Origin of the sequence: Streptomyces sp. NPDC059832 (genome assembly GCF_042731715.1) — a bacterium.
In the GTDB taxonomy this organism is placed as follows: domain Bacteria; phylum Actinomycetota; class Actinomycetes; order Streptomycetales; family Streptomycetaceae; genus Streptomyces.
In genome coordinates, this window is the sequence record NZ_JBHWIY010000032.1 from 21590 (window position 1) to 45182 (window position 23593).

The 23593-nt window shown below is 68.6% G+C and carries 23 protein-coding genes; 13 read left to right on the forward strand and 10 right to left on the reverse strand.

The features are described from left to right. The first annotated feature begins 200 nt into the window (after positions 1-200). Both ACFV8T_RS36145 and ACFV8T_RS36150 read left to right on the forward strand, forming a co-directional pair. Positions 201-2540 (forward strand): helix-turn-helix domain-containing protein, encoded by a 2340-nt coding sequence (locus tag ACFV8T_RS36145; protein ID WP_385335837.1) that lies wholly within the window; start codon positions 201-203, stop codon positions 2538-2540. Beyond that, complete coding sequence (locus ACFV8T_RS36150; protein WP_385335839.1) at positions 2537-3433, forward strand: DUF6801 domain-containing protein; 897 nt, start codon at positions 2537-2539, stop codon at positions 3431-3433. The genes ACFV8T_RS36145 and ACFV8T_RS36150 overlap by 4 nt, the downstream gene beginning before the upstream one ends. 88 nt (positions 3434-3521) lie before the next feature. On the opposite strand, the gene ACFV8T_RS36155 is transcribed toward ACFV8T_RS36150, so the two are convergent. Further along, entirely contained in the window at positions 3522-3683 is a 162-nt protein-coding gene (locus ACFV8T_RS36155; RefSeq protein ID WP_385335841.1) for a DUF6207 family protein, read from the reverse strand. Positions 3684-3825: 142 nt separating this feature from the next. Then, the gene (locus ACFV8T_RS36160) at positions 3826-3957 is read right to left on the reverse strand and encodes a hypothetical protein (protein ID WP_385335843.1); all 132 of its coding nucleotides are present in this window, start codon (positions 3955-3957) and stop codon (positions 3826-3828) included. A gap of 122 nt (positions 3958-4079) precedes the next feature. On the opposite strand from ACFV8T_RS36160, the gene ACFV8T_RS36165 reads away from it, so the two are divergent. Further along, the gene (locus tag ACFV8T_RS36165; RefSeq protein ID WP_385335845.1) at positions 4080-4277 is read left to right on the forward strand and encodes a hypothetical protein; all 198 of its coding nucleotides are present in this window, start codon (positions 4080-4082) and stop codon (positions 4275-4277) included. 995 nt (positions 4278-5272) lie between these two features. Here ACFV8T_RS36165 and ACFV8T_RS36170 read toward each other — a convergent pair. Then, positions 5273-6550, reverse strand: coding sequence for a hypothetical protein (locus tag ACFV8T_RS36170; protein WP_385335847.1), 1278 nt, complete (start codon positions 6548-6550; stop codon positions 5273-5275). A gap of 728 nt (positions 6551-7278) precedes the next feature. On the opposite strand from ACFV8T_RS36170, the gene ACFV8T_RS36175 reads away from it, so the two are divergent. The 5 genes from ACFV8T_RS36175 to ACFV8T_RS36195 all read left to right on the forward strand — a co-directional run bounded on the left by ACFV8T_RS36175 (position 7279) and on the right by ACFV8T_RS36195 (position 12905). Then, a complete protein-coding gene (locus ACFV8T_RS36175; RefSeq protein WP_385335849.1) occupies positions 7279-8190 on the forward strand; it encodes a hypothetical protein in 912 nt (303 codons plus the stop codon). 65 nt (positions 8191-8255) lie between these two features. Then, positions 8256-9359, forward strand: a complete 1104-nt coding sequence (locus ACFV8T_RS36180; protein WP_385335851.1) for a tyrosine-type recombinase/integrase — start codon at positions 8256-8258, stop codon at positions 9357-9359. Between the two features lie 14 nt (positions 9360-9373). Further along, a complete protein-coding gene (locus ACFV8T_RS36185; protein WP_383080021.1) occupies positions 9374-9721 on the forward strand; it encodes a helix-turn-helix domain-containing protein in 348 nt (115 codons plus the stop codon). Then, on the forward strand, positions 9718-12132 hold the full coding sequence (locus ACFV8T_RS36190) for a site-specific integrase (protein ID WP_385335853.1): 2415 nt from the start codon (positions 9718-9720) through the stop codon (positions 12130-12132). The genes ACFV8T_RS36185 and ACFV8T_RS36190 overlap by 4 nt, the downstream gene beginning before the upstream one ends. Then, positions 12132-12905 carry a carbon-nitrogen hydrolase family protein gene (locus ACFV8T_RS36195; RefSeq protein ID WP_385335854.1) on the forward strand — a complete coding sequence of 258 codons (774 nt, stop codon included), beginning with the start codon at positions 12132-12134 and terminating at the stop codon, positions 12903-12905. Before ACFV8T_RS36190 ends, ACFV8T_RS36195 begins: the two co-directional genes overlap by 1 nt. A 53-nt stretch (positions 12906-12958) precedes the next feature. Here the strand turns inward: ACFV8T_RS36195 and ACFV8T_RS36200 are convergent, their stop codons facing one another. The 6 genes from ACFV8T_RS36200 to ACFV8T_RS36225 all read right to left on the reverse strand — a co-directional run bounded on the left by ACFV8T_RS36200 (position 12959) and on the right by ACFV8T_RS36225 (position 17507). Beyond that, positions 12959-13954, reverse strand: coding sequence for a recombinase family protein (locus ACFV8T_RS36200; protein ID WP_385335856.1), 996 nt, complete (start codon positions 13952-13954; stop codon positions 12959-12961). 197 nt (positions 13955-14151) lie between these two features. After that, on the reverse strand, positions 14152-14337 hold the full coding sequence (locus tag ACFV8T_RS36205; protein ID WP_385335858.1) for a hypothetical protein: 186 nt from the start codon (positions 14335-14337) through the stop codon (positions 14152-14154). Next, positions 14313-14762: a hypothetical protein gene (locus ACFV8T_RS36210; RefSeq protein WP_385335860.1), complete on the reverse strand. Its 450-nt coding sequence runs from the start codon at positions 14760-14762 to the stop codon at positions 14313-14315. Before ACFV8T_RS36210 ends, ACFV8T_RS36205 begins: the two co-directional genes overlap by 25 nt. Positions 14763-15023: 261 nt before the next feature. Then, positions 15024-15473: a hypothetical protein gene (locus ACFV8T_RS36215; RefSeq protein WP_385335862.1), complete on the reverse strand. Its 450-nt coding sequence runs from the start codon at positions 15471-15473 to the stop codon at positions 15024-15026. Positions 15474-15684: 211 nt separating this feature from the next. Further along, positions 15685-16497, reverse strand: a complete 813-nt coding sequence (locus ACFV8T_RS36220; RefSeq protein ID WP_385335864.1) for an aminoglycoside N(3)-acetyltransferase — start codon at positions 16495-16497, stop codon at positions 15685-15687. 47 nt (positions 16498-16544) lie between these two features. Further along, complete coding sequence (locus tag ACFV8T_RS36225) at positions 16545-17507, reverse strand: alpha/beta hydrolase (protein WP_385335866.1); 963 nt, start codon at positions 17505-17507, stop codon at positions 16545-16547. A 109-nt stretch (positions 17508-17616) separates the two neighbouring features. Here ACFV8T_RS36225 and ACFV8T_RS36230 point away from each other — a divergent pair, with 109 nt between their 5' ends. Continuing rightward, complete coding sequence (locus tag ACFV8T_RS36230) at positions 17617-18246, forward strand: TetR/AcrR family transcriptional regulator (protein ID WP_385335868.1); 630 nt, start codon at positions 17617-17619, stop codon at positions 18244-18246. 198 nt (positions 18247-18444) lie between these two features. On the opposite strand, the gene ACFV8T_RS36235 is transcribed toward ACFV8T_RS36230, so the two are convergent. Next, positions 18445-21654: a Tn3 family transposase gene (locus ACFV8T_RS36235; protein WP_385335870.1), complete on the reverse strand. Its 3210-nt coding sequence runs from the start codon at positions 21652-21654 to the stop codon at positions 18445-18447. 165 nt (positions 21655-21819) lie between these two features. On the opposite strand from ACFV8T_RS36235, the gene ACFV8T_RS36240 reads away from it, so the two are divergent. The 4 genes from ACFV8T_RS36240 to ACFV8T_RS36255 all read left to right on the forward strand — a co-directional run bounded on the left by ACFV8T_RS36240 (position 21820) and on the right by ACFV8T_RS36255 (position 23482). Further along, complete coding sequence (locus tag ACFV8T_RS36240) at positions 21820-22251, forward strand: hypothetical protein (RefSeq protein WP_385335872.1); 432 nt, start codon at positions 21820-21822, stop codon at positions 22249-22251. Then, the gene (locus ACFV8T_RS36245) at positions 22244-22459 is read left to right on the forward strand and encodes a hypothetical protein (protein WP_385335874.1); all 216 of its coding nucleotides are present in this window, start codon (positions 22244-22246) and stop codon (positions 22457-22459) included. The genes ACFV8T_RS36240 and ACFV8T_RS36245 overlap by 8 nt, the downstream gene beginning before the upstream one ends. After that, positions 22456-22917, forward strand: a complete 462-nt coding sequence (locus ACFV8T_RS36250; RefSeq protein ID WP_385335876.1) for a hypothetical protein — start codon at positions 22456-22458, stop codon at positions 22915-22917. Before ACFV8T_RS36245 ends, ACFV8T_RS36250 begins: the two co-directional genes overlap by 4 nt. Positions 22918-22987: 70 nt before the next feature. Further along, positions 22988-23482 (forward strand): DinB family protein, encoded by a 495-nt coding sequence (locus ACFV8T_RS36255; RefSeq protein WP_385335878.1) that lies wholly within the window; start codon positions 22988-22990, stop codon positions 23480-23482. Positions 23483-23593: the final 111 nt, after the last annotated feature.

Consider the following 23593-nt stretch of genomic DNA (forward strand, 5'->3'; position numbering starts at 1 on the left):
AGTTCACGCAACTGGTGTCGCGGACGGGGCGGCCCGGGCCGCGCAACGAGGTGCGCCGGGGGCCGCGGAACCGCTGTCCGCACCACCGATGCTGGCGTCACATCAGGCAAACGCACAGGTCACAGCACCGGTCATATGTGACCGGTCGTCAGCGGTAGGCTCGCGTCTGTTCTTTTGAATCTTCGGGGGAAGGGCGGGGCGTGGCGGAGACGCTCGGAGCACTGGTGCGGCAGTTACGGAAGCAGGCCGGTCTGACGCAGTTCCAGCTCGCCGAGCGGGCTGGGCTCGGCGAGAGCACTGTCCGCCGGATCGAGACCGACCGGCCCTTCGACCACCGGCTCGGCACCATCAACCGCATCGCGGACGCGCTCGACGCTGGCCCCGAGGACCGCCGCCGGCTGAGCGCCCTCAGCGGGGGCACCGTCCCGGAAGCCCCGGTACCCCCACCACCGGAACCACCGCCGCCGCCCCGGGACCACGGCCCGCTTGCCGACGCCGCCGAGGAACTGGCCCGCGAGAGCCGGCAGCGCTGGCGCCGCGAGGAGGCCCAGCACCGGGTGCACCACCCGTTCGCACTTCCGGTGCGCTGGCAGCAGGTGTCGGCGGGGGTGGCCGACCAGTCGGCGAACGCCCACCTGCTGGCCCCCGGCGAGGCCTGCACCGAACCGGACCTCAGCGGCGACCTGCGGCGGGTCGCCGAGATCTACCGGCGCGTGCCGTCGGGCCGGCTGGTGGTCCTTGGCCGGGCCGGATCGGGCAAGTCGATCCTGGCGGTGCGGTTCGCCCTCGACCTGCTGGACGCCCGCACCCGCAACGAACGGGTGCCGGTGATCTTCAGCCTCGGCGCCTGGAACCCGACCACCGTGGCCCTGCGCGACTGGTTGATCGCCCGGCTGCTGCGCGACTACCCGCACCTGGCCCGGCGGGTGCCCAGCGGCAAGACACTGGCTGCGGACCTGCTCGACGACGATCTCGTCCTCCCCGTCCTCGACGGGTTCGACGAACTCGCCGAAGACCTGCGCGCCCCGGCCCTCGAAGCACTCAACCTCGCCCAGCTGCCGCTCGTCCTGACCAGCCGGCACGCCGAGTTCACCACCGCCGTCCGAGAGGCGCACGCCCCGCTGGCCGCCGCCGTCGTCCTGGAACTGCGCGACCTCGACCTCGACGACCTGCGCGGCTACCTGCCCCGGACCGACCCGGCCTTCCCCGGGCCCGCCGACACCGACGGGCAGAGCGCGACCTGGGAGGCCGTCCTCGACCCCGCCCAGGCGGCGGAGAGCGCCGGCCGCGCTAACCTCGCTGCCGCGCTGCGCACCCCGCTGATGATCGCCCTCGCCCGCACCATGTACAGCGACCACCCAGATCGGCGGCCGGGCGAACTCCTGGACACCGCCCGTTTCCCCGACCCCGATGCGATCGAGGAGCACCTGCTGGCCGGGTTCGTCCCCGCCGTCTACCGCCCCCGTCCCACTGAACGGCTCGACACCGCCCACCGCCGACCCGGATCGTGGGACGCGGAACGCGCCGAACGCTGGCTCGGCCACCTCGCCGACCACCTGACCCGACTCGGCCGCGAACGGCAGGACCTCACCTGGTGGGAGGTCGGCACCGGCATGAGTCGCCTCTCCCGCACTGTGATCATCGCCGTCCTGGCCGGCATCGCCTTCGGCGTAACCACCGCGATCGGCAACGTCCCCGTCGACCTGGTCGCCACCTCGCACAGCCTCCGGTTCGCCGTCGTCCGCGGCCTGCTGGTCGGCGTCCTGCACGGCCTCGCCGCCGGCACACTCTTCGGACTCGTCTACTGGCACGCCTCCGCCCGCGCCGCCCTCAGACCCTCGCCGGTCCGTATGCGGCTCGGCATCGGCACCCCGACAACCCGCCGCAATGCCCGCATCCGGTTCCTGATCGGTCTGTTGGGCGGAGCGGTCGGCATGGCGCTGCTCATCCTGGTCGACGAAGGCCTGGTGGCCCCGCTCGGCCTCGCTGACGGACAGGGTGCCAGCATCGACGCCGGGCTTGTGTTCGTTGTACCGATCGCCCTCTCGATCGGGCTGGTCTTCGGCCTGATCGCCCTGTTCGAGGCCCCGGTTCGCACCGAAACTGTGGTCAGTCCCGCAGACCTACTGCACATCGACCGCCGCAACGTCGCCTACCACCTGCTCACCTGGACTCTCGTCCTCGGCATCGGCGTCGGTCTGGTCAACGGCATCGTGTATGGGCCGCTGCGCGGCTTCGAGGTCGGCCTGGTGTTCGGGCTGGAGGGCGCGTTCGGCGCCGGGCTCGGCTACGGACTGAGCCTGACCGCCTGGGGTCAGTGGGTGGCACTGGCCCGCATCTGGCTGCCGCTCACGGGCCAACTGCCCTGGGCGCTGATTGCCTTCCTGGACGACGCCCACCAGCGCGGCGTGCTCCGCCAGGTCGGCGCGGTTTACCAGTTCCGCCATGCCTGGATCCAGAGCCACCTGAGCCGCAGCCACCAGCAGCGCCACGGCCGCGGACAGCGCCGACGCGACCACTCGACAAAAGGGGCACGATGAGCGCCGAATCCCGTACGCACCGTCCGAGCGGGCGCGCCCGGCGCGCTGCCGCTGCCGCGACCGCCACCGCTCTTGTCGGCGCCCTCGCCACCGCCCCCGCTGCCGCCCGGCCCGCCGCCCCCACCCTGCACTACACCTGCGTCTTCCCGACCATCGGCGGACAGGCCATCACTGCCAGGATCTCCGCGGACATCCCGGCCACCCTGCCGGCCGGCGAGTCCAGCCCGGCCTTCGCTATCCAGGCGGCCGCCACCGTCGAGGCCTCCTTCACCCTCGGCCTGCGCTACGTCCTCGGGGTGCGCACCATCGAAGGCTCGGTCGACGCCGAGACCCGCGTCCTCGCCCCGCAGAGCGAGACCGCCGTCCTCGTCCACCTCACCATCACCCGCACCGCCGTCCCCGCTTCCGGCTCCTTCGAGATCCCTGCCACCGGCAACGCGCCCCGACTTTCCTTCACCCGCCCCGGCACCGGACGCGTGACCGCCGGCAGCTTCACCCTCCACCTCGTGCCCAAGGACGCCGACGGCAACCTGGCCGGGCCTGGCCGGGTCGACGTCCCCTGCACCCTGAACGCCAGCCAGGACAAGACCGTCGCCCCCTTTGAGGTCACCCCCGCGAAAACCTCCCCCACCCCGTCCCCCACCGCCCCGGCCTCATCCTCTGCAAGCCCTGCCACCACCCCGCCGGGAACGGACGCCTCCGCCGTCGCAACCCCGGCCGCCGCCACCGTCACCCCGCAAGCCCCTCCACCGCCGGCATCCGCCGTCCCGCTGACACAAACCGCCCACCCTGCGGGCGTCGGCCTGATCACCGCCGCAATCGCCGCAGCCCTCGCCGCCATTGCCGCAGCCGCCGTCCTCCACCGGCGGTCGAAGCGCCGCAGCACGTCATGACCGCCCGTCACTGGGCGCTGGTCCCTCTCACCTTGTGCCGGGGCATGTCATGGTGCTGGGCGCCGGATGTCGGCATACACGCGCCCCTTCACCCCCAGTGCTCCCGGTTCGCTGTGTACAGGGTGATACCGGAGCTGGCCCACCGCTGTTCCTGAGCGGCCATGACGGCGTGGGCGGTGTCCTCGTCGGCGGCGGTGATGTCGAGCACCACGAGGCCGGGCTCGGCGATGTGTCGGAAGTCGATCTCCATGCTGCTTCTGACGCGGTGACTGCTCGGCAGGGTTCATGGGCACCGTGCTCGTCATCTGTACGAGCGACGGGGCCCGGGGCGGTGGACGGCGCCGTCTGACCCAGGCCCGATGGAGGGGCGGATGCGGTGAGCTGGTCCGGGTTCAGGGGGTGTCGCCGACCCAGTCCCACCGGTCCGGAGTGTCGGGGCGGGCTTCGTATTCGGCGCGGCCGCCGGCCCCGTACGCGCCGTCGTTCGTGATCAGCATGGCCCCGGTGGCCCGCTCTGCGGGCATCCAGTGGGGACGGCGGGCGAAGTTGCTGGAGCACCTGCGGGGATGCGGGCGGTTCGACCACCCCGGAGACTGCGGGAACAGCGAGGGTGCGGGGGAGCGACCCACCGAGCACGGAGGCTCCGATGGTCGACCCGATCCCGACGTACATCTCGCCCGAGCGGCTGGAGCGCCTGGCGGAGCTCGCCGACGCGGCCCGGCTGCGCGCGGCCCTGTTCCCGTCGCCGAAGCCGACGCCCGCCCGGCGCCGCTCCTGCTCCCGGCAGTACCCCGGCGGCTGGCTGAACTCGTGGCGCACCGCGCGGGGCCGCCGCCAGGGATGAGTGGACACCACGGTGGACTCCACCGCGCCCGGTTCACGGAGGGGAGTGGAGACCACGGTGGTGCGGATCGGGCGGTCCACTCCGGTGCGCTCCACCCGGTGGGGAGTGCGGGGCATCCCGGCATCCGGTGCGCTCGGTGCGGTTCATCGAGCGCACCGGATGCCGGCCGACGATGCACCGCACTTCCGCCGACCGCACCGGCGCACCGCACGGGAGTGGACTCCACTCGGCACGTTCCACCCGATGCGCGTACAGAGGGTGACAGTGCATCGGGTGCGGTGCACTCGATGCACCCCCCTTGACCAGGTGTGCCGCCGGATTCCACCCAGCCCATCGAGTGGAAAGTAACCCTTGACCACTCATGAGTTTCCGAGTGATCTTCGACGTTTCCCCTTGACCATGTCCGCTACCAACCCGGCGACGACCCGCATCGGGCCTCCGAGACACGGTGGCGGAGGGGAGATTTCTCCCTCCCGGCGCACCGCGCACTGTCACCGTCCGTAGGGGTGGTGCGTGGTGCGAACGATGCCGTGGACCCTCGCATCGCGGTGCGTTCCACCGGGTGGAAGCGCACGACACCGTCCGCACCGAGTGGGGAGTGGGGGCCATCGTGCTGCGTACCGGGTGCGGGTGGAGTCCACTCGGTGCGTTCCACCGGGTGGGGAGTGCGTTAGCTAAGCTGAGGTTGGCGACATGAAGGGCCAGGAGCGGAGCCTCAGCCTCAGCGGCCACTCAACCCTTCGCCGAGAAAGTCGAGCGGTCACCAGACTTCGCTGACACTGCTGTCCGGGCGCAGACTTCTCCTGGCATCGCAACCCTGCGATCTGCGGTGCCCGGACTTGAGTGAGATGTCCATCGCGCCCAGCGTCTCGAAGAACTCCGGGTAACTGTCGGTCCCGTCGGTGGGCCGGAGTAGGGACGCGGAGGCCCCGCACGAAACCCAAGACCGGGAGGTCGGGGGTTCACGTGCGGGGCCGCTCACGGGGTGCGGGCCGTCAGACTTCGATCAGGGCGTACGTACCCGTACCGTCCTGCCTGCCGCTGGAGTACTGGCGGATGAACTCCCCGTCCGCGTACCGGTCGTGGCCCATCATGGAGCCGGTGTACTTGTTCTGCACACCGACCATCGAGCTGCCGGGTACGTCGCGGTAGATGTAGAACCGCTGGAGGTCGTCCTCCGTGCAGGTGGCCGTCATGAGGACCGCCCGGTCGGTGGCCGCGTTCTGCTCGGCGATGGTCGCGCACCCGCCGTTGCCCCAGTTCCACAGGGACGCTTCAAGGACCCCGTTGTTCTCCGTCACGTTGCACAGCCGCCAGTTGTCCAGGTGGGCGCTGAAGATCGTCGAGGGTCGCAAGCGGACACCGTCGCTTGCCAGGACAGGGGCGCCCCAGGACAGGGGCTTGCCGGGTACGGCAAACTTGTAGACCTGGGCCTGGCAGTCGAGAGCGGCCCGCTCGCTACGCCCGGTGGCTTTGGGCTGTTCGGAGGACGTGCCGCTGGTGAGAGCCGGGCGCTGCGCGAGACGTTCCCGCTTCTGCTCCGGCGTCGGTGCGACCGCGCCCGCCGGGTGCTCGGCCTTCGCGGCGGCCGAGCCGCAGTCGAGGAGACCTTGCGCCTTGGCCATGATGCTGCCTACGGGCACCGTGTCCTGGCAGCGCACCGCGCCTTCCTCAAGGGTGGTGTAGGTGGTGAAGCTGCCGCTGCCGGCCCCCTCGGCCCACTTCAACGCCCAGCTTCCGTCGCTCTGCAGGGAGCGGTTGCAGTTGAGACTTGCGTAGGTACCGGTGACCTTCTTCGTACCCTTGTAGGCGCCGTAGTAGCCGGGCTGGTTGAAGTTCCACACGACCGCGTTCGACTCGCTGCTGGTGGAGGAGTATTCGACCTTCACGTCCAGGCCCAGGCTCGCGCCGGCGGATTTGAGGGCCTCGACGGGGAAAGTGCCCTCGATCTTGCCGCTGAGGCCGACGGAGACCGTGATGGTTGTCTCGGTGCTGGTGGTGACGGTGTGGCTGCCGGTCGTGCCCTCGGTGACGTACCAGCCCTTGAAGTGGGTGATCGTCGGGGACACTTCGGTGCTCTTGATGTACGGGTGGCGAGTGCCGAGGTCGGCCGCCGTGCAGGCGTCGCCGGGCTGGACCTGCGTGGCGGTGGCGGACTCGGCAGGTGCGGCCGCGGCCGGTGAGGAGGCAAGGCCCACGGTGGCTACGGCGGCCGAGGCAGCACAGGCCATGAGCGCTCTGACTATGCGGCTGACGGGTCTTGTGGGGTGCATCGGTGCCCTTTCCCCCTGGTTGTGTGTGCTCTGTCAAGGGGTGAACGTAGCGGCCACGGGGGTTGGGGGCCCAGAGCTGGCCAAAAGCGATCATAGAGTGGCTAATTCCGCCCCTGTCGTGCACGGGTGACGGACCGGTTTCATCCCTATCGGACCTGTACGTCACCGAACCGGGAAGGCCCCAGCAGGCGCTGTGGGGTCGGTCGCCATGTGCTCGTCGGCATGGATCGGGGAGCCGATCCGGTTCTGGTGACTTGCTGAGCGAGCCGGTATTCGTCCGCCTCGCGGATGAGTTCATGAGGGCGGATCTGGTGCGACTCGAAATGCATGTCACTCGCTCCTGCTGCTGGAGCTCCATGACGTCGGCGACCACGCGGCTGACGTTGCCGGGGCCGCCGGAGCCGCTGCCGGATCTGCCTCCAGCGTGCAGCTCACGCGCGCACGCCGATGTCCGGCATCCGATGTTCAGGTTCCGCACCGCATGCGAAGCGCACCTCCCGGATCGTGCGCACCGGCCGACCGCCTACCCCTTGTCCGGCTCCGGGTGGCCGACCGCCTATCCCTTGTCCGGGTCTGGGCGGTCGCACGTCTCTCCTTGACCAGGTTCGCTACCGGAGTGTTTCCCTTGTCAGAGCCGGTCCCGGCCGCCGATCAGGTCGCGGACAAGCAGCATTTCCTGCAAGACGGCCGGGCTGCGACACGGCGGTCCCGACTTCGCTGATGAGATCGTGAAGCTGCTGGCCGAGTACACGCGAACGTGCACACCCCTGCCGATGCTGGCCGAGAACTATGCCGACGACCGACGGGCCGATGGCTGGTCCGCGGACGATCCCCTGCTGCCGGTGGCCACCGGAGTCCTGGCCCGGCAGGCCGGGTTCAGCCAGTTCTGGTCGAGATGGTTCCCGGCTCTGCGCGGGCCGTTGGAATCCGCGGTCGCCTCGGTGGGAGTGGAGAAGATGTTCGCCCGTCAGGCTTCCGAGGTCACCACGGCGGACGGCACGTCCTCGTTGTCCTGGACCCCGCCGCTGCACCGGCTCCAGGCCGTCGCGTTAGTCGGGATCGTCCGCACAGCCGTGATCGTCGTTCTGGCCGCGGTCTCCGGGATGCGAGCGAGTGAGCTGATGGAACTGCGGGTCGGCTGCCGCCGCCTGCCCGAGGAGCCCGTCCCCGGTCTGACCCGCTACCGCATTGCCAGCAAGGTCGTCAAAGGCCAACCGCTGGGCGGCACCGACGATGAGTGGGTTGTCATCGAACCGGTCTATCGCGCGATCGCACTCGCCGAGCAACTGCACGACGACCCGCACGACGGGTCCTTGCTCTTCGGCCGCTTTGCCTTCGGCGTCCGCTACAAGTGGTTCAAGAACTGGGTCAACTCCGAAGCCGGACAACGACTTGGGCTTGCCCCGATTCCCAACGGGCCGGTCAACCTCCGGATGCTAAGGAGGACCTTGGCCCTGGAATTGGCCTACCGTCCCGGCGGCGTGCTCGCCTCCAAGATCCACCTAAAGCATGTCGTTGTCGCCACAACGGAGGGGTATGCCGACCCTCGGGAATTGCATCAGACGGGTGAGAAGTCGCAGGTCGCAAGCTCAGGGCGACGGGCTGACGGACTCCAACGCTACTGCGAACTAACCGCCTGAGCAGGCATGTTGCCAGATGGATCCCGTCTGATGCATGATCTGCCCTCCAGAAGGGATGGTCTGGAGTGGTGCATCAGCAGAAGGTGGCCCTGGCCGGGGCTGCTCAGATGGAGCTCGTGTCCGGCGTGGTCCAACTGCGTCCGGAGGACGCGATGTTCGACGCGATGCTGCGGGGCTGGAGGGCTCAGCAGAAGTCGCGAGGACTGAAGGACGAGACGATCGAGCCGCGGATGCGGCTGGCCCGCCGGTTCCTCGAGTTCGCGAACGAGTACCCGTGGCAGTGGACTCCGGCCCACCTGGATGAGTGGTCGGCGTCGCTGACGGGCGAGAAGCATCTGGCGCCGTCGACGATCCGCAGCTATCAGGGCGACGTCCGGCTGTTCACCGAGTTCCTCATCGACGCCCGCTACGGCTGGGGCCCGGCCTGCGAAGAAGCCTTTGGGGCCCACCCCGTGGCGATCGCCCATGAGTGGAACACCCTCCCTCACTTGCAGGATTACGAGGGAGACCCCGAAGCAAGGCCGTTCACCCGTGAAGAACTGCAGCGGTTCCTCGACTACGCCGACGACCAAGTCGCCCGCGCCGTGAAGACCAAGCGCAAGGGCGCCCTTGCCGCCTACCGTGACGCCACCCTCTTCAAGGTCATCTACGGCTGGGGGCTCCGCCGGACCGAGACGTCCAAGCTGGACGTCGTCGACTTCGGACGCAATCCGAAGGCTCGCCAGTTCGGCCGGTACGGCACGCTCAATGTCCGCTACGGCAAGGCAAAGAAGGGCCAGCCGCCGAGGCGGCGCAACGTGCTCTCGGTGATGGACTGGGCCGTCGAGGCTGTCGAGGACTACGTCGAGAACGTCCGCCCGCGCTTCGGATTCCCCGACCATCCGGCTCTCTGGATCACCGAACGCGGGGGACGCCTCCAGCCCGGTTCCATCAACGACCGGTTCGAGGCATACCGCGACGCCCTAAAACTCCCAAAAGAACTAGTTCCGCACTCAATTCGGCATTCTTACGTCACCCATCTGACCGAGGACGGAATCGACCGTCGTTTTATCCAGCAGCAAGTCGGCCACGACTGCGACAGCTCCACGGCCATCTACACGCACGTCAGCGACGACTTCATGAACACTGCCCTGAGCAAGGCCCTGGCCCCGGCGTTCGCCGGCGTCTGACGAGGAAGGACCCGATGATGGCCGCCAAACTCGACTACCACTGGCACCTGCGCAAGGTGATGGCGGACCGCGGGATGTTCTCCACCACTGACCTGCTCCCACCCTTGAAGGAACGCGGCATCACGCTGTCGTCGAGCCAGGTCTACCGGCTCGTCGTCGAGCGACCGGAACGACTCAGCCTGAAGATCCTCATGGCCCTGCTGGACATCCTGGACTGCACGATGGACGACCTCATCGAACCGATCGCCACGGCCGGGGCGGCGAAGAAGCCCAAGGAGGCCGCCGCAGGCGGGGCCACCACTTCTGAAGGTGTCGGCGAACTGCGGCCAAGGCGAGCCCGGATCACAGGAGTTGAGCGGTGACGGCACCTGCGCTCGCCGAGGAAGTTCTCGCCGATCCGGTCGGCCTGGTCGTGCGACTGGTCGGCAACGTCGAGAAGCACCTGGACGCCGACCGCATCCGGGACATCGTCTGCACGCTCGTACGCTCACGAGCCGGCCGCCGCAACCTCGCCCAGGCCCTGCACGACAACCCGTCGCTGCTGCAGACCGGCAAGCCACCCGCGCCGTTCCGCGTCGCCAAGCTGCTGATGGCCCTGCACGAAGCGGGCGCCCAGGACACTGCTCTTCCCCGCTGCGGCGAGTGCGGACGCCCGCGCCCCTACGTCGGCAGCCGCTCGGGCGGACGGTGGGGACGCTCGCCCTGCTTCGACACACCCGCCGTCTGCGCGGGCTGCCACCAGCAGCGGCGAGTCGTCAGCCGCGACCGCCACGGTCGGCCCCGATGCGCCAAGTGCCCCGACACCGACGGCGATCCGGTCCAGGAACTCGCCCAGATGATCACTGACCTCGACCCCGCGCTCGACGCGGACACCGTCCGGGCCGCTCTGGAGCGGTCCACGAAGCGTCCGGCCGGGCAGCGTCGACTGGCCTGGGCCGTGATCGACCGTCCCGAGCTGCTGACCGGCGCCGGGCACGAGGCCCCCACTCCGGCCGTGCTGCGGTTCATCGGCGAACTCGTCGCCGCCGGCGCCACCATCGTCGTCAAGCCGGCCTGCCCGCGCTGTCACGGAGTGAAGTCGCTGTCGAAGCTCCTGGACGGCAAGCGGATCTGCCGGGCCTGCTTCGCCAAGCATGCGGCCGTCCCCTGCGCACGCTGCGGCGCCGTCCGTGAACCCGCCACCCGCGATCCCGCCGGACAGCCACTGTGTCCCAACTGCCTGATCCGCGACCCCGTCAACCTGGAGGTCTGCGTCGGCTGCGGCCGCCGTCAGCCGGTCGCCGTCCGTCTCACCGACGGAGTCCGCTGCAACAACTGCAGGCCGAAGGAGATCAGAGAGTGCGGGCACTGCGGCCGCACCTCCCCTTGCGAGATTTCCCGCGCCACCGGGCAGCCCTGGTGCGAACGCTGCCAGCAACGATGGGCGACCTGCAGCGACTGTGGCACCGTCGCCCAAGCCCGCGGCGGCACCTGGGAGGAACCGTTGTGCGCGAAGTGCACCAACCCCGACCCCGACTTCTGGGGACGCTGCCCCGTCTGCACGACCACCTGGCAGCTCAGCCCTCGCCCCTGCCAGCGATGCGTCCTCGACCAGAAGATCCGCGACCTCCTCGGTGACGACACCGGCACCGTCGCGCCCGAACTCGCCGCCTTCCATACGGCATTGACGGACGCCGAGCGCCCGGACGTCGCTCTGGCCTGGATCACCCGGGCAAAAGCCCGGGACCTGCTGGAACGCATAGGCCGCGACGAGCGTCCCGTCACCCACGACCTCCTCGACGAACTTCCGCCGGGCAAGGTGCTGGCCCACCTTCGCAGCGTCCTCGTCGCGACGGGCGCCCTGCCACCGCGCGACGAACGGCTCGTCGCCCTGGAGAAATGGATCACCACAACCGTCCAGGCTCGCACGGACCTTGCCGAACGCCGGATCCTGCACGGCTACGCGGTCTGGCACCACCTGCGCCGGCTCCGCCGCCGCGTCAGCCACCGGCACACCACTCAACTGCAGGACATGAACGTGCGCTGCCACGTCAACGCCGCCGGCAACTACCTCACCTGGCTCGCCGGCAAAGGTCTCACCCTGGGCACCTGCACACAAGCCGACCTCGAACGCTGGATGACCAATCCCGCCTTCCGCTACCGCGACGAGACCGGCCACTTCGTCCGCTGGTCCGTACAGCACCGCCATGCCCACGACCTCACCTGCGGCGTCATCCGCTGGACCGGCCCACAGGGCACCATCGACAGCGAAAAACGCTGGGCCGACGCCCGCCGCCTCCTCAACGACAATGAGCTGCCCACCGCAGATCGAGTCGCTGGACTACTGCTGATCCTCTACGCACAGAAGATCGCCACCATCAGCCAACTCACCGTCGATGACATCGACATCACCGGCGAGACCGTCGCGATCACCTTCGGAACCTCGCCCGTCGTCCTTCCGATGCCGCTGGGCACTCTGGTCCGCGAGCTCGTCGCAACCCGACGCGGCAAGGCCAAGATCGGCACGCCGGACGACACCCCCTGGCTCTTCCCCGGAGGGCAGCCCGGCCGTCCGCTCAGCGACAGCCAGGTCGGTCTGAGGCTGCACAAGATCGGCGTTAGGCCCCAACAGGACCGATCTACCGCCCTGTTCACTCTCGCCGCCGAGCTCCCCGCCGCCCTCCTCGCCCGGATGCTCGGAGTCCACATCCAAGTCGCGGTCCAGTGGCAGAAGGCATCCGGCGGCGACTGGGCCGCTTACGCAGACGAGATCAGCCGCCGAAAGAAGGACTGATGAAAGCCTCCATAGCAATCGCGCAATTTCCCATCACCTGGGACATCGAGCAAAATCTCGCGGCCATCACCTCGCTCCTGGCAGACGTTCAGCCAGACGAGATCGTCGTACTCCCCGAGGGTGCGCTGTCTGGCTACGGCGCCGACCTCTCAGCCCTCGAACGCCTACCGCCCTCGGCCCTCGCGCATGCCATGGACCGCGTCGCAGAGCTAGCTCAGCGCAGAGCCATCCACCTGTTCTGCGGCACTTTGCTATTCGAACGTGGTGCTTGGAGCAATGCCGCCCTCTACTTCTCTCCGGACGGCACCCGCTGGACCTACCGGAAGATAAACCTGGCGATGAACGAGCGAGGCCAACTCGATGCAGGCTCTGAGCTCTCGACGCTCACGATCCACCTGGCGGGCGGACCCATCACGCTCGGCGTCCAGATTTGCCGGGAGATCCGTTTCCCTGAGCAATGGCAGCATCTAGCCGACCGCGGAGCACAGGCTTTCATCTACCTCACCCATGCAGCCAACCCCTCCGAGCCCGCAGGGGTCTGGCGGAGCCACCTCATCAGCCGCGCAGCGGAGAACCAACGGTTCGTCCTGGCAGCTAACGTGGCAGATCCTCACCAGCACTGCCCCAGCATGGTCATCTCACCGAGAGGAGAGGTCCTCGCCGAGGCGAACTCTGGCGAGTCCACCGTGATCAGAACCACGATCGACTCTGACGAGTCCGCCAATTGGTACCTCGGCCAGCGCCGACGGGACCTACTCAAGACGGGGGCGTGACCCAGATACGCCGGAAACCCGCCACGGGATGATCTTGGAGTCTTGAGGGTCTGCTACCTGCCGGAGTTGCGGGCCGGGCGGGGGCGCGGGATGCCGTCGGCGTCCTGGAGAACGACGAAGTCGGCGTGGGCCGCCTCGACGGCCTCGGGGTACACCTCTCTCTTCTCGTGCTCGGCGAGCGCGCGGTAGATGCTTGCGACGCTGGGGGCCTGTCCCTTGCGCTTGCCGGTCGGGATGATCAGGTCGGGCTGGATCTGCTCGACCGACTCGCCGTTCGCCCTGCGCCGGAGCACGGTGTGCAGCATGTCCTCGGTGATGACGGGCGGCCGGCCGCCGTGCTTGCCTTTGCGGGCGGCTGCGTCGAGTCCTTCGAGGGTCGACTCGCGGATGTTCTCCCGCTCGGTCTCCGCCATCGCCGCGAAGAACGCGAACAGCAGGCGGCCGGGCCCGCTGGGGTCGTACATCCCGGGCAGGGGCCCAGCGAGCATCTCCAGGACCAGGCCGTGGGCGGTGAGGTGGTCGGCGAGCGCGGTGAGTTCGGCGGCGTCGCGGCCCAGACGCTTCATCTCGTACACGGTGAAGATGACGCGGCAGTGCGGGGCGTGGGCCTTGATCTGGCGGGCCAGCGCAAGCGAGGCCTCGAACTGCGGGCGGACGCGTACGCGGGTGCTGATCTTCTCGGAGAACACCTTGTCGCGCGGGATGCCGTGCTTGGCGAGCGCGTCGAGCTGGGACTGGAGTTCCTGGGTGAGTGTCGAGCACCTCGCGTACCCGATGCGGATGTCGGCGGTCGGGGTGTCGGGCGCGAGGGCGAGCGGGACGGGGGTGCCGGGCCGCCACGGTCGGCCGGGCCCGCGGTCGGCGGGGGTGGGTACGCGCAGGAGCTTGGCGAGTCGGGGCACCTTGGTGAAGCGGCCGGTGTGGTAGGTGCCAGCGACCGCGCCAGAGCGCGAGCGGCACGGTGAGCCGGGGTCGGCCTTGCAGCGGGGGCAGGGGTGGCGCTCAACGTCGTCGGCGTCGCTCGGGGAAGCCTCTTGAGGGACCGTCATGACCGTGGATGCTGTCACAAACGGTTCTCAGAATTACCCCGAGCCCACCTTTGAGTGAGAACGAGTTCTGCGAACCCACCCGGCGCTTCGCGATCTCCGCGCCATCCTTTTTGATCTTGCTCGGGCAAAGGACCGTTTGCGAGAGGCGCGCAATGGAGTCGCCGCTCCCGGTCTACCCACGTCCCAGCCGGACGCTCTTACTTCAGATCGGCGAGGAGGCCGTCCAGGGCCTTCTTGAGGGCTGCGGTGTTGGCCGCATCGAACCAGGTGGTGCGGATGCGCTCGTTGTTCCCTTTGGGTGTCTCGTGGTCGGCGGCGAGTTGGCGTAGAGGGCGGGTCTCGTCGCTCAGGGAGCGGCCTACGTTCTGGAAGAGGCCGCGCACATACTGGTCCGCGGCGTCGGGGCGATGCCATGGTCGGTGGCCCACGAGGTGAGCGTGGCGAGGTAGGCGTAGTGGACGGTGAGCGTCCCGGTCAGTGCGGAGAAGACGTTGAAGGCGCCCTCGTCCGCGACGGGGAGCGCTCCGTCCAGCTGTTCAAAAAGAGAGTCCACCACCGGGTGCGAGGGGCAGGTCACGGTGACGGAGCGGCGCTCGCGTATGGCGGGCAGCGGGATGGCGTGGACGATCGGGGCGCCGGTGGCGAGGGTTCGGCGCAGGTCGTCGGTGGCGACGCCGGCCATCAGGTTGACCACGGTCTTGTCGTCGTCCACCTTCAGCCCGGCGAGTGCCTCGTGGTGGTCCTGGCGGCACACGGCGATGATCACCACCTCGGAGCGGTCCAGCACCCCCTGGTTGTCGGCGCACACATGGACACCCTCGTAACGCTCGGACAGTTGGGCGGCGGTGCGGGCCCCCGGGGAGAGAGGAAGACGTCTGGCGACGTACCGCCCCCGTTGCGCAGGCCCTCGACGATGGCCCGGCCGATCTCGCCCACTCCGATGATGCCGATGCGCTGCACTGTGTCTTCCTCCATGGTGCGCGGTAGTCGTGACTTGTGTTGGTGCGGGTCTGTGCGGTCGCGATGGTTTCCGTCGGCTCCTCACGTACGGAGTCGAACGGAACCGACGTCACGTCAGTCGGGGTCTTCTCCACAGCAATGTGACCGCGACGATGCCCGCCAGACAGGGAATCATCCCGGCCCAGCCCAGCTCCGGCGGCAGGCCGGTCGCGCCGGAGGTGTCCTTGGTCAGCAGCCCGGCCAGCCCGACGCTGGTGCCGAGCATGAACATCACGGTCGCGGCGGGGCGGGCCCACCACTTGCCTGCTTTTACAGCCCAGGCTGTTGCGAGCCAGGCGAGGACGCCGAGCGCTCCGATGACGGACAACACGACCAGGTAGGTGGTGGCGGCCGAGTCGACCCGCGCCTGGGGGTACGTGGGATAGCCGGCGCGGATGTGGTCGGCCAGCAGATGGGTGGTGCTGTGGTCGACGTACGGGGCGATCGTCACGAGGACAGTGAGCGCCAGGCCTGCGTACATCGCTCCGAGCGCCCCTCGTGCACAGAGTGGCTTCTTCATCAGGGTGCTTCTCTCTTCTTGGCCGATCAGGGCGATGCCGTGGTCGCTGCATTGGGTCCCCTGGGCCCCGGTGTCGGGGACGGCGGCTGCGATGCCGCCGAGGTCGGTCGCGGTCAGGCGCAGGTCGAGGGCAACCAGGTTGCCGCGCAGGTGCGGGCGGCGGGAACTGCCAGGGACCGGTCGTCAAGACCTGTGGAACGGATGAGTTCGCCTATTGGTTCTGTTGGTCCGCGTCGAGTAGTTCGGTGAGGCGGCGAACCGCGAAGGAGACCAGCGGCTGCACCGGGATCAGTCGACATGGGGCGTCGCCGACCATTGCCTCCTCGATGCCGGCCTGCTCCTCGAATTCGCGGCCGATGGCGGGGAAGTACCTCCCGTTGTCGTTGCCTACGTCGAGCGTCTCGACCCACACCCGCTCTCCGTCGAGGTCCCGTGGGAAGCGACGGACCTTCAGGCGTGGGTTGGGTGTGAGTGTTTCGGCGTAGTGCAGGAAGGTGTTGCGGTCGTGGCCGACCCCCACGAGGAGGATGTGGCCCTCGAGGTCGTTCAGACGGCCGAACGGCGACGTGGGGCCGACCGCGAATCCGAGCGTCTGACGGCGAACGATATCGGCTGCCTGAGCGCCGATGGCGGCGACGGACGCCTGCGGATGCGAGCTACGCACGCTCTCGGGCAAGGAACGCAGGTGTTCGGGGACGGCGCCCATGCCGGTGGATGGCAGGTCGGGATGAAAGGTGGGTACGGCCGCGCGCCGTTCGATCACCGCGGCATCGGGGATACCGACGCGATCGGGGTCGGGATCGGTGACCTGCCAGGTGAAGGTGGGAGCGACGAGCGTTCCGGTCGGGCCGAGTACGGTGCGCAGGCTGCCGATCACGGTGGCGGCTCCGCCGTCGACGCGGCCGATGCTGGACAGAGACGAGTGCATGATCACGGACATGCCTTCTTGGACCCCGACCTTGCGCCAGCCCTCCACCAGGTCGGTGTTGGTCAGCCCGTCGGTTCGCGGCTCGGTCATTCGCATGCTTGAGGATCTCCGTCTTCAGGGTGGTGGGGTGCATCGCTCCTCCGTCACCTGGCCAGCGCCGTGCGGAGGAACGCGAGGATCTCCGCTCGGGCAGCCCCGGCCTGTGGTTCCACGCCGGGCATGGCGAGGAACGCGTGCCTCGCGCCCGGGTATTCGGAAAGCCGCACGGGCGTCCCGGCCGCGTGGAGCCGCTCGGCATAGCGGCGGCCGTGGTCGGCGACCGCGTCCTGGGTGGGCACCACCACGAGCGCGGGGGCGAGTCCGCTCAGGTTGTCGGCGTACAGGGGCGAAAGTGTGCCGGCATCGGTTCCCGGCGGGACGGCGAGCCGCTGGAAGAGCCGCAGTTGCGGCAGGGCGTGGGTCGGGCTGTATGCGTACTCGACCACCGACGGGTAGTCGTACATCGTCTCGGTCACGTCGATGGCGGGGTTGACCAGCACCTGCGCTTTGAGCTCCAGGCCGGTCTTCCGGGCCCGGATGGCCGTCAGGGCGCTGATCAGGGCGCCGCAGCTCTCGCCGAAGACGGCCGTGCGCGCTGGGTCGACGCCCCACTGCGCCACGTGCTGCAGCACGTGCTGCAGCACGTCCCAGGCGTCGTCGGCGGCGTTCGCGAGCGAGCTGTCCGGGGCGAGGAGGCGGTGCTCGACCGAGACGACGAGCGCGGGCAGCACCGCGGCGAGGTGGCTGTTGGTCCAGTCGCACTGCACGGCCGTGCCCACGAAGCTGCCTCCATGGACATGGACCACGAGCGGCAGGTCGGTTCGGGCTGTGGTTTCGTCGTCTCCCGTCGAGGCCGGCCGGTAGACCCTGACTGGTAGGTCGCGGCCGGGCAGCGCGATCTGCTGCCAGTCGATCGCGGCGCCGGGGTCCGGTTCCCCGGTGATCGCCCGCATCGCGCTGGAGGCCCGGAAGCGGTTCTCCGCGTTGCGGTAGGCGAGTAGTTCCTCGGCCGTTATCGCCGAGAAGTCCGGCTCCGGCGGCCGCTCCGTGTCAGTGACCTCACCCATATCTCCTCCTCCGTCAGATTTGTGGACCGACGATCTGAAACCTACGTCGTAGGTTTGCTTTCCCGTACGGTAATTTCTACGGCGTAGGTTTGCAAGGGAGGGAGTGGACATGGCCAGACGCACTCAGGGCACTTCAGCGGGACTCGACCGCGAGCGCATCGCCGCCGCCGCCGTAGCACTGGTCGACCGCGACGGCCTGGAGCGCTTCGGGGTACGACGACTCGCACAAGAGCTCGAGGTCGACCCGATGTCGATCTACCACCACATCAAGGGCAAGGCGGCACTGCTGGACGCGATGTCCGAGGCGGTGCTCGCCGAGGTGGCGGCCGCCGCGGACGATGACACATCCCACCACTGGGAGGAAATCGCCCGCCGGACGGCGCACGGCTACCGCGAGATGGCCTACCGGCACCCCCAGGTGTTCCCGTTGCTGGTGACGCGCGCCCAGACCTCGCCGGTGGCCGTCTCCGCCCTGGAGGGACTGGTCACCGCGATGCGTGAGGCCGGCCTGCCCGACCAGATGGTCGCGGACGCGCCCATGGTGCTGTTCAGCTTCCTCAACGGCCACCTGCTGGCACGCACCAGCGACGGGCCTATCGCTGTGCCCGCGTTCGACGCCCCCGCGTACCCGGCGATGGCCGCGCTCAGCCCGCTCATGGCCGACTTCGGATCCCTGACGGAGTTCGACCGGATGCTCGACACCGTGCTCGCCGGGATCAAGGACCGGGCCGCCCCCTAGGGCCCTGCCGGTGTCCGACGCGGGCGCGCAGGTTGTGTGGCAGGCGGTACCAAGGAGTCCGGTCCCGCTTGGCCGCATAACGGTGTTGTCAGCCCTCGTCGTTCCTGTAGCACCTCCAGGAAGGGCTGGCTCGACGACCGCTCGCGGCTGGCCGGGACCACGGCGTTGCCGGCCACGGCCTTCGGGCTGGTGGGCGGTTTACGCGGCCTGGCCGAAGCCTGCGGCTCTCGGGTCGTCGCCGCGCAGCGGGCTGAAGTCGACGTCCAGGTACGGGTTGTACGCCTCGGGCTCAAGGCGGAGTTCGTGGGTGGAGTACTCGCCGAAGCGGCGGATGTGCTCGGTCAAGTATGGCGAGATGTGGGCCAGGTCCTCGGGGTCGATTACGTGCCCCTCCTCCTGGAGCTGGCGCACGATCTCGGCGATGTCCAGGGCATTGTGGAAGATCACCGCATTCGTGAGCAGAGCGTTGAATTTCGCGGTCTTCTCCTGCTCGACGGGGTCGTTGTCGGTGATGACGCCGCTGTTGCCGAACCCGATCCACTGGGAGAACCCGTTGAACGCCTCGACCTTGTTCGTGGCCGCGGTGACCCGACGGCGCAGCGGGGCGTCCGAGAGGTAGCGCAGCAGCTGGACGGTGCGGATCACGCGGCCGACCTCGCGGAAGGCGGTGTACGTGGCGTTCTTGCGCGAGCCCGCGCGCAGACGCCGCAGCAGCAGGGTGGATGAGATGGCCCCCTCCCGTACGGAGATCGCCACCCGCATCAGGTGCCGGAACTGGGACTCGATCAGGTCGAAGTCGATGACGTTGCGGCCGCTCTCCCCGAACAGCGCGTCGATATGCACGTACTCCGCTCTTTTCGTGGGCCGGTAGAAGGTGAGGTCCTTCCAGTTCCTGATCCTGGGCATCAGGTCGAAGCCCAGCAGGTGCGCGAGCGCGAAGACAGGGAAGCTCTGCCCCTGCGTATCCGCGTGCACGGTGGCCGGCTTCAGCTCGCTCGTGTTCTTGAGCAGGCCCTCGATGATGTAGACGGCCTCCCACACCCCGCACGGGATGAAGTGCGTGAACAGCGCGATGTACGTGTCGGAGATGTGGTGGTAGGCGATGCCGCCCGGTTTGCCGTACCGCACCGACGTCTCCGACAGCAGGTTGTTGAGGTAGGTGTCCATGTGGGTGCCGTCCGCGGCGACCGTGGAGCCGTCGCCCCACGCCTGGGAGATGTCCAGTCGGGCGTGCGCGTTGACCAGATCGGCGATCGCCTCATTGAGGGTCGGGATGGAGAAGTGCCGGTTCGCGGCCAGTGACAGCTCGTGCCCGCTCACGCCGGGGATGTGGCGGGCGGCCTCGTAGGGACCCATGTTGGTGCCCTTCACGAAGGTGGTGATCACGTAGCGGCCGAAGGGGTCCTTCAGCTTCGGCTCGTTGCCGGAGGCGGGGCCGAAGCGGCGCCACCACTCCACCCAGTACGCCGTGCGGGAGATGATCCCGATCAGCGAGCGCTCCGGCATCCGGGCCTTGATCTCCTGCTCCAACGCCTTCGCCGAGGCCCGCTGGCCCTCGGAGCGGTGGGCCTTAAGCGAGGGGACGCCGGTCTCGGGGTCGATGACCAGGCCCTCGTTGTCCGGGTATCCGGCGTCCGCCGTGGCGGCGGCCACGCTCAGCTTGTCCTCCAACTGGCGGCGGAAGGAGACTGCGTCGTACGGCACCGCGTCGCCGGGCTCGGCGAGGCCGACCTCCACCAGGTAGTCGCCCAGCTTCGCCTCGACGTCCTCCCACGGCAGGAGCTGTTCGCTCCAGTCGGCGTACTCCTCGGAGCCGGCCACCGCGACGTCGCCGGTGCGCAGTTCCTCGGCGAGCGCGGCGAACATCATCGCCTCGAAGTGCTTGCGGACGAAGGCGCCGGGCCGGTTCTTGTCCCGAACGGCCTTCTGCCAGTTCAGCGTGGCGAACGAGATGTCGACCGGACGGCCGTCCTCGTGGCGTTCGGGGATGTAGTCGCGGGAGGTCTTGTACCGGCGGGCGTGCGCGAGGGCGTCCAGGACCCGGTTGTCCTCGGAGGTGGCCGTGAGTTCCAGGCGGCTGGTCAGGTCGTACATCGTGGAGCGGTCCTTGAGCAGGTGCCCGTACAGCAGCACCTCCCAGTAGTTACCGTGGTGGGCAGCGACCTTCTCGATCTGCTCGTACTGCCCCTCGAACCCGCCGAAGTCGTCCACTGCTGCCGCAGGCACTCCCAGGGCACCAGCCTGCACCCGCAGGGCCTTCGCTATCGTGTGCAGGGCGGGCGCGAGCCCGTCGCCGAGCCGTGCGGCGACCGTGTCGGCCTGCGCGTCCTGGCCGAGTTCCCCGACCGTCGCCAGGATCTCGGCGGTCAGCGCTGCCGCCTTCTCGCGTGCGGCCTGGACGGGGCCGTCGGTGTCGATGTGCTGGAGCACGGTGCGGTAGTTCCCGATCAGCGCCTCGACGATGGCCTGCTGTTGCTCCCGGATGCTCTTCAGCTCCGCCTTAGCCCGTTTGACCTGTAACGCGATCCGCTTGCAGAACATCGTGGTCAGGTCATCACGGGCCCGCATTCGCGCCTTGCGGACCAGGCACACCAGCAGCGCGAGCCGCTTGACCAGGTTGCAGTCCCGCAGCCCCGGCGCGTCCGCGGCGTCTGCCTCCCCGGCGAAGTCCATGATCTTCCCCGAGGCGACGCCGGTCAGCCACACTCCGGTCTCGCCCAGCTCGTCCACCCACCCCAGGTGCTCGGCCTGGGCGCGGAAGTGTGACCAGGTCGGGGCCTTGGCCGACTGCTTCAGCTTGTTGTACTTCGTGGTGCCGGACTCGTCCTTCTCTGACAGCAGGGCCAGCAGCCGTTCCCGGTGGGCCTCGCTGAGCTGGTCGTAGATGCCCATGCAGATCGAGGCGTTCACCTCAGTGCGGGCCTTCGCCGCGAGGGTGTCCAGCGTGGTGAAGCCCGGCAACTCAAGACCGGCCTCGACGACCTTCTCCAGCGCGATGTTGATCAGGTCCGCCGGGCGGTTCTTCGAGACGGCCTCGCTCCGCATCACCGTCTCGGCGATCTTCCGGGCCTTCGCCTTGTCGTACGACAGCCCCGTCCGCTGGCGTACGGCAGTGCGCTGCCGCTCCGCCGTACGGTTTGCCGCCCTCGGAGTGGTGCTCTCCGGCAGGTCCACCGCGCGGCGCACGAAGTCGACGACCGTGTCCGGGATCTCGTCCACCTTCGGGAAGCACCCCATGCGCTGGTACGACTTCAGTGCGAGCAGTTGGGCCAGCAGGTGTTCGTCACAGTCGGTCCGGGCAGCGGCCCACTCGACCTCGTCACGGCTTGGTGCGAAGAACAGATGCAGCTCGTGCGCGGTGATCAGCCGCTTGAACCGCGGATACGCGGTCCTCTCGATCGAGGTCACAACCCACCCCGTTTCAGACGAAACTCAACATCACCATCAACGATGCTGGGCTGAACGGGTGACGGGGCGGGGTACTCATCAGTCCGAGATCATCCCGTGGCGGGTTTCTGCCGTATCTGGGTCACACCCCAAGACGAGCTATCAAGATCGAACAAACGTATAGCAATGGGACGACTGGAGGGCCGCTACGGCCAGGCATTCCGAGAGTTCCAATACCCGACTCCACCATTAGCGCGCCCCGGCGGAGCACAGGCCGAGCTGCTGGCCGAGGTGAACAAGCGCGAGAGCGACCGCAACCTGGATCTGGTCCTGGCCGAGTTCCGCAACTATCAGCAAGGCATCCTGCCAGCCGGTCCAGGAGCTCAGAGCCTCACGGAGTTCTTCGCCAGCATCGACGAGAAGCTCGACCCGGCAGCAGCGTCGGCGCCGAAGACGCAGCGCAGTGACCGCGACGTGCTCAACCTGCTGACCAAACGAGCCAAGGTCCTCCACCTCGGACCCGCGAACTACTGCTGGTTCACCGACCCGTCCCGGGCGCTCTGCCTCAGACTCGCGGGCACCCCCACCGCGGACCGTTCCGCTGATCGGGATGTGTGACTCCGCCCGCTGCCCGCAGGCCACCCACCACCCCGGTCACCGCCCCGTCTGGGCCGAGCACGCCGAACGCACGGAGATCTTCCTCGGCCAGCTCGGCGCCACCCGCAAGACCGAACGCACCCGACTCCAGGCCCACTACGACCGAGCCCTCCGCGTCGTCGCCGAGATCGACGCCGCCGGTGCCACCATGGACGAGGAGTCCGCATGAGAATCTCCGCAGCCCAGCGGACCGAGAACGAGAACCGCATCCGGGCCGCCATGGACCGGCTCCTTCGCGGCGAGATCCCGCCCGGCGGAAAGTGCGACATCAAGACCCTCGCCAGTGAGGCCGCGGTCGACCGCACTGCGTTCTACGGCAGCCGCCCCTACGCTCACCTCCGCCTTGAGTTCGAGCGACGGGTCCAGGCGCTTCGGGACGCCGGCGAGATCCCTGACCCACGCGAGGCCCAAATCGCCCGGCTCAAAGCGGAGGTCGCCAAGCTCAAGGAGCGACTGGCCCAGTCGGAGCAAACGATCGACGAGCTCACGGACTTCCGCAGCCAGGTTCTGGCCAGGCTCACCGCCCAGCACGAGGAAATCGTCCATCTCCGGGAGACCGCCGCCGGGACAGGCCGCGTCACCCGGCTCCCCGCGGCCCGAAGCGCCACATTTGGATCATGCAGCTGAATCTGGCTCACTCAACCATGGGCGCTGCAGCGGAACCGGGACTGTCAGCCCTCGCTGCTACGGTCCGCGGATGACAAAGATCGTGCCCTATACCAGCGGCGAGAAGGAAAGCCTGCACGCCAGCCTCGATCGGCACCGCGATGCGGTGCTATGGAAGCTCGACGGCCTCGACGATGAGGCACTGCGGCGACCGATGACTCCGTCAGGAACCAACTTGTTGGCCCTGGTGAAGCACTTGGCGACCGTCGAATACGGGTGGTTTTGCACAGCGTTCGGACGCGAGACCGAGCCGTTCTGGTTCGATCCCTACACCGAAGATATGAGCGTGGAGCCGAATGAGGCCACCGCAGACATCGTGGAGTTCTACGGCCGTGCCCGAGCCGCTGCCGACAAGGCGATCGAAGAACACCAACTTGACGACCTCGGCACATCCTGGAACGGCAACACCGTGTCCATGCGCTGGGTGCTGATTCACATGATCGAGGACACCGTGCGACACGCCGGCCATATGGACATCGTGCGAGAGCTCATCGACGGAGCAACCGGCGATCACCCGCGGGACTGACAAGGTCTGCCGCCGAGGCCGACCGACGGGTGGACCCGGTGGGACCCCCGGAAAGGGGGGTCGCCACCCCCAAAAAAGAACCCGGAAAAGGGGCCCCCCCCAAGCGCAACG